Origin of the sequence: Mycobacterium sp., from assembly GCF_050701675.1 — a bacterium.
In the GTDB taxonomy this organism is placed as follows: Bacteria; Actinomycetota; Actinomycetes; order Mycobacteriales; family Mycobacteriaceae; genus Mycobacterium.
The window spans coordinates 1-5,211 of sequence record NZ_JBOGDD010000239.1 but is presented as its reverse complement, the minus strand read 5'-3'; the positions used below and the strand labels follow the sequence as shown (position 1 = coordinate 5,211).

Genomic DNA, 5,211 nt, shown 5'->3' with positions numbered 1-5,211 from the left:
GCGGAAATGCAACTGTAAAAGTTGCTAATATGGGACGTCGTGGGCCGCCGGGACGAAAGCGGCGGAAGAAGGGGGTGGCGAGCATGCTGGACGTGACGTTCTCCAGTGCGCTCAAGGCCATGCTCCTGCTGGGGCATGCCGAGGAGGAGGGCAGTCCGGTCCTCAGCTCGAGGCAGCTCGCCAGGAGTCTGAACACGAACCCGAGCCTTGTGCGCAAGCTGATGGTCCCGCTGGTGCAGGACGGTCTCGTCGCGTCCATCAAGGGCCGCAGCGGGGGTGTCCGCCTCGGCCGATCCGCGGACCAGATCACACTGGGAGAGATCTATCGCTCATCCGTTGGCGACAAGCCGCTGTGGGCCCCCCGGGCGGATGGCCCTCGGGAGTGCCTGGTCACCAACCACTCCGCTGAGTACTTCGTCAGGCTCACCGACGAGACCGAGGCAGCCGTCCTCGGCGCATTGGCAGGCCGCACCCTCGCCGACAGCCTCGACGAGCTGCGCGCCATCGACCGGGCCGGCGGTGCTCCCGCTTCGGAACGGCCCCATTCTCATACCTGAACAGTCACTGTCTCTCGCTGACGTCGCGGGTTTGCCTTCACCGAGGTCGGCTTCGACTAATGCTCGCTGCCAACAACGGATCGCGATCGGTTCGTGGCGTGTCGACGGCGGCCGGGGAATCCTTGGTGAAGTTGGCTGCGGTCACCTCGAACAGCGGCCGCCCAGGTCCTGCCTTTGGCCTCCGGTAACGCGAGCGACCAGGATGTTTCTCGATCAGTCCTTTAGACAAGTTAAGGACAGCTACAGCGATTCCGTAGATCGAAGCTCTGAGTTTCGGCTACGGCGACCTCCATGATCGTTGGATGCGTTCGTTGGATCACGACACCCCGCGGACCGGAATTGCCTCAGCTCAGGTGCTGGCCGTGGGTGCCGTCGCGGAGGCCGAGCGAAGTCATGTCGATCACGGCCGCGGTCCGGTCAGCACGTCACGGAACGTGACGGGACCCTTGTCGCGAGTTGACTCGCGCTACGTCGTGCGTCGCACGTTGCAGGCGCTGCTGGTCATTGTTCTCACGTACGTCCTGGTGTTCGTGGTGCTCTACGTGCTGCCCGGGGATCCGATTCGTTCGAGGATTGAGAACCCCGACAGTCCGCTGCCGCACGACGATGCTCAGAAACTGCTCGCCTACTACGGCCTGGACAAGAGTCTGTTCGAGCAGTTCATCGCCTACACCGGCCGGATCTTTCAGGGCGATTTCGGGTACTCCCTCCGAACCGGCCTGCCCGTCGATGACATGGTCTTCGGCGCCTTACCCTCGACCCTTCAGCTCTCGCTCCTCGCGTTCGTCATCTCGCTGGTGCTATCCACCGCCATTGCGCTGGCGGCAGTGTTCGCACCCGGGCAGGCGGTCCGATCGTTCTTTCACGCGCTCCCGGGGTTCTTCCTTTCTGTTCCGACCTTCGTGACCGGGTTGCTCTTCCTGTACTTCTTCTCGTTCCAACTCGGCTGGGTGTCGAGCATCCGAGATGAAGGCTTCAGATCCTTGTTGTTGCCTGCGCTCACGTTGGCCATCGCGGTCTGCGCTCCCATTGCCCAGGTGCTCCTGCAGGGGCTGGAGAAATCGTCACGCGCACCGTTCGTCGCTACCTTGCGGGCTCAGGGCAACACCATGCGGCGGATTGTCGGCGGCCACATTCTCAAGAACACTGCGATTCCAGCAGTTACCTTGCTGGGTTTGACGGCGGCAGAGCTTCTTGCCGGGTCGGTGATCACCGAGATCATCTTCAACCGCAGGGGTATCGGATGGCAGACCGAGCAGGCCGTCACCTACCAGGACAGCCCAGTCGTTCTGTTCGTGACGGTCTTGGTCGCGGCGATCTTCACTACGCTCAATCTCATCACCGATCTGGTGTATCCGTTGATTGATCCGCGGGTCGACAAGAGCTCGCCGCCTTCTGCGCAACGACGTGTGTCTCGGAAGGCGCGGCAGCTCGTGCAGGGCGGATTGGACAAGTCGACATGACCGGCAGCCTTGATGCGTCGGCGACGGTGTCACCTCCCGTCGCTTCGCTCGCACCGGGCGCCGCGCGCCTGCCAACGGCGAAGTCAGGCCGTCTGTGGCGCGCCGCCGTCCGAGACGTTCGCCTTGGTGACGTGCTGGCCTTCATCTGGGTGTTCGCTCTGCTCGTGTTCGTGCTCCTCCCCGGACTTGCCACGAGCCACGGGCCACTTGAAGAGGTAGGAAAATCGTTCCTCCCGCCATCCCATGACTACTGGCTTGGGACCGACTACCTAGGCCGCGATCTGTATTCGAGAATCGTCTACGGCACCAGTCGCACGTTGGCCGGATCCTTGATGGCCGTGTTCATCGGCTTGGCTGCTGGCGTCGTATTGGGCCTTCTCGGTGCGTATTTCGGCCGTATCACGGACACGATCATCGGTCGGATCGTCGACGTTCTGCTATCCATTCCTGGCCTGTTGCTCTCGATGGTGGTGGTCGTGGCTCTCGGATTCGGGCAGTTCAGTGCTGCCGTCGCGGTTGGCGTAGCGAGCATTGCGACTTTCACCCGGCTGATGCGATCGGAAGTGCTCACGGTGCGGAATCTTCAGTTCGTGGAGGCCGCCGCGCATCTTGGAGCGGGGCGGTTCAGGGTTCTGGCTACGCATGTGCTCCCGAACTCGTACGGGTCGGTTCTCGCGCTGTCGGCGTTGCAGTTCGGTTCGGCGATCCTGTGGATTGCATCCCTGAGCTATCTCGGATACGGCGCACCACCGCCAGAACCGGAGTGGGGCCGGCTCGTTTCCGAGGGACGGAAATACATCGTCGCGTCCCCTGGATTGCTGATCTATCCGGCGGGAGCGATCGTGTTCTCGGTGCTGGCGATCAGCCGAATCAGCCAGTTCGTGCGCAGGAGGGTCGGCTGATGGTCCCCGCAATCACACCTGACGAGCCACGGATCCTGTTGGGCGTCAACGCCTTGAGCGTCGGCTACAAGCGTCGTCGCTCCCGTGAACTCAGTACGGTTGTGCGCGACGTGACGTTTGCCGTCCCCGCCGGTCGGACCGTAGCGCTTGTCGGGCAATCGGGCTCTGGCAAGAGCACGATCGCCCAAGCGGTCGCGGGCCTCCTCCCGCCCAACGGTCGCATCACCTCAGGTGATGCGACGCTTGACGGCACTTCCGTCGTCGGACTTGGTCAGCGGGCATGGCGCGCCCGTCGGGGTCGACTTCTCGCATACATCCCACAAGACCCAGTCGGGTCGCTGGACCCGCTGAAGAAGGTGGGCACGCTAGTAGCGCGGTCTCTGACGCTGCATCGCGGTCTCGGCCGTCGCCAGGCACAAAGTGACGCCGTTGCGTTACTGGACCGCGTTGGCATCCGGGATGCCCACAGCAAGGCCGATTCGTATCCACACGAGCTCTCCGGTGGTCAGCTCCAACGTGTGCTGATCGCGGCCGCGATCGCGGGCAACCCCAAGGTGCTCATCGCGGACGAGCCCACCTCGGCTCTCGACGTGACGGTTCAGGCAGTCATCCTGGACCTGATCGACGAGCTCCAGGCCGAACTGCAGCTCGGGGTTCTGCTCATCACCCACGATCTCGGCCTGGCGCATGACCGCAGCGACTCAGTGGTCGTCCTGAACGACGGCCAGATCGAAGAGGCAGGTCCGACGACGGACGTCCTTCGGCAACCACGAGCGGCATATACCCAGCGGCTCATCGCCGATGCGCCGGGGCTCGCGTCGGAGGCGATCCGTCGACCGGAGCGCGCCGGGCAAGATGCGGCAGACGCCGTGATCGAGATTCGCAACCTGACGAAGGTGTACCCCAATCGAAACGGCCGGGCCGACGCGAGTGCGCCGGCTGTCGACGACCTCAGCCTGACGATCGGCGAGGGCACCATCCACGCGGTGGTGGGTGAATCAGGTTCCGGCAAAACGACTCTGGCTCGGATCCTCGCCGGGCTGCTCGATTTCGGCGCAGGAGAGGTCGACGTCTTCGGGCGCCGCCTTCCCGCCCATCCTGCAGATACGAATCCCAATGCGCGACAGCTCCAGCTCGTCTACCAGAACGCGCTCTCCGCATTGGATCCCCGATACACCGTGGAGCAGATCGTTCGGGAACCACTGGACATCCACGGTCTGCACGATCGCGCGGAGCGGCGAGCCGCGGTTCTGCACGTACTGGATCAGGTCGGCCTTTCCCGCGACTTCCTCGCCAGGAAGCCCATGGAAATCTCTGGCGGCCAACGGCAGCGCGTAGCAATTGCGCGGGCGTTGGCTCTGTCGCCGCGAATCTTGGTGCTGGACGAGCCAACGTCGGCGCTCGACGTGACCGTGCAGGCGCGGATCGTTGAGCTGCTCCTGAGCCTGCAAGAAGCTCAGAACCTCACGTATGTCTTCATCTCGCACGACCTCGGCCTCGTCAGGCAGATCGCGACGCACGTCTCGGTGCTCAATCAGGGGCGTTTGCTGGAGTCGAAAAGCACGAAGGACCTGTTCGCATCGCCAGCAGATCCCTACACGGTCAACCTCCTGGCGGCCATTCCGGGCGGAAGGCTTGAGCGCCACGAGAAGGGTAGGCAGCCCGTCTTGGAATATGCAGCGGGCAGCTGACGACGAACCCCCGCAACCAACCACCATCCGCTCTCACGAAAACTGCTGTGCCTGAACATAATAAGAAGGGATTTCCTACCGTGCCAAGACGGCATATCCGAACGACCGTGGCAGCAGTCGCCGCCGGCATCCTGCTCCTTGCGGGCTGCAGTAGTGCCAATGACAGCAGCTCGTCGACCGAGAGCGGCGAGCCGCAGCGGGGAGGTCACCTGACGTACCTCGACTACCAGCCGCTGAAGTCCTTCCTGCTGTCTGATCTGAACTGGTACCAGGCTCAGCCCATCGCCAACAACGTGTTCGACCGTCTGGTGTGGCGCGACCCCGACGGTACGACCATCAAGCCGTGGCTCGCCAAGTCGTGGACCGCCAGCGACGACGGCTTGACGTACACCTTCGTTCTCCGTGACGGCGTGACCTACAGCGACGGAAGTCCGCTGGACGCCGAGAATGTCAAGAAGAACTTCGAGTTTCGGGCCTTCGGTGATGCCTTGGGCAACGTCAAGCACGCATCGTGGCCGAACGTCGACACGATCACTGCCGACAACGGCAAGAAGACCGTCACCATCAAGCTGAAGAAGCCATTTGCGTACTTCTTGAC

5 protein-coding genes are annotated in these 5,211 nt (G+C 63.1%); all 5 read left to right on the top strand.

Going from position 1 to position 5,211, the window contains the following annotated elements:
- Positions 1-83: 83 nt before the first annotated feature.
- Complete coding sequence (locus ACRDUX_RS06830) at positions 84-557, top strand: RrF2 family transcriptional regulator (protein WP_526412257.1); 474 nt, start codon at positions 84-86, stop codon at positions 555-557.
- 302 nt (positions 558-859) lie between these two features.
- Positions 860-2,020 carry an ABC transporter permease gene (locus ACRDUX_RS06825; RefSeq protein ID WP_526412255.1) on the top strand — a complete coding sequence of 387 codons (1,161 nt, stop codon included), beginning with the start codon at positions 860-862 and terminating at the stop codon, positions 2,018-2,020.
- The gene (locus tag ACRDUX_RS06820) at positions 2,017-2,922 is read left to right on the top strand and encodes an ABC transporter permease (RefSeq protein WP_526412253.1); all 906 of its coding nucleotides are present in this window, start codon (positions 2,017-2,019) and stop codon (positions 2,920-2,922) included. The genes ACRDUX_RS06825 and ACRDUX_RS06820 overlap by 4 nt, the downstream gene beginning before the upstream one ends.
- A complete protein-coding gene (locus ACRDUX_RS06815) occupies positions 2,922-4,613 on the top strand; it encodes a dipeptide ABC transporter ATP-binding protein (RefSeq protein WP_526412251.1) in 1,692 nt (563 codons plus the stop codon). The genes ACRDUX_RS06820 and ACRDUX_RS06815 overlap by 1 nt, the downstream gene beginning before the upstream one ends.
- Before the next feature lie 107 nt (positions 4,614-4,720).
- A partial coding sequence (locus tag ACRDUX_RS06810; protein ID WP_526412249.1) for an ABC transporter substrate-binding protein occupies positions 4,721-5,211 on the top strand: 491 nt, incomplete at its 3' end.

What these genes read in the sequence shown, in the direction of transcription:
- ACRDUX_RS06830 (WP_526412257.1), top strand. Translation starts at nt 84, where the DNA reads ATGCTGGACGTGACGTTCTCCAGTGCGCTCAAGGCCATGCTCCTGCTG.
- ACRDUX_RS06825 (WP_526412255.1), top strand. Translation starts at nt 860, where the DNA reads ATGCGTTCGTTGGATCACGACACCCCGCGGACCGGAATTGCCTCAGCT.
- ACRDUX_RS06820 (WP_526412253.1), top strand. Translation starts at nt 2,017, where the DNA reads ATGACCGGCAGCCTTGATGCGTCGGCGACGGTGTCACCTCCCGTCGCT.
- ACRDUX_RS06815 (WP_526412251.1), top strand. Translation starts at nt 2,922, where the DNA reads ATGGTCCCCGCAATCACACCTGACGAGCCACGGATCCTGTTGGGCGTC.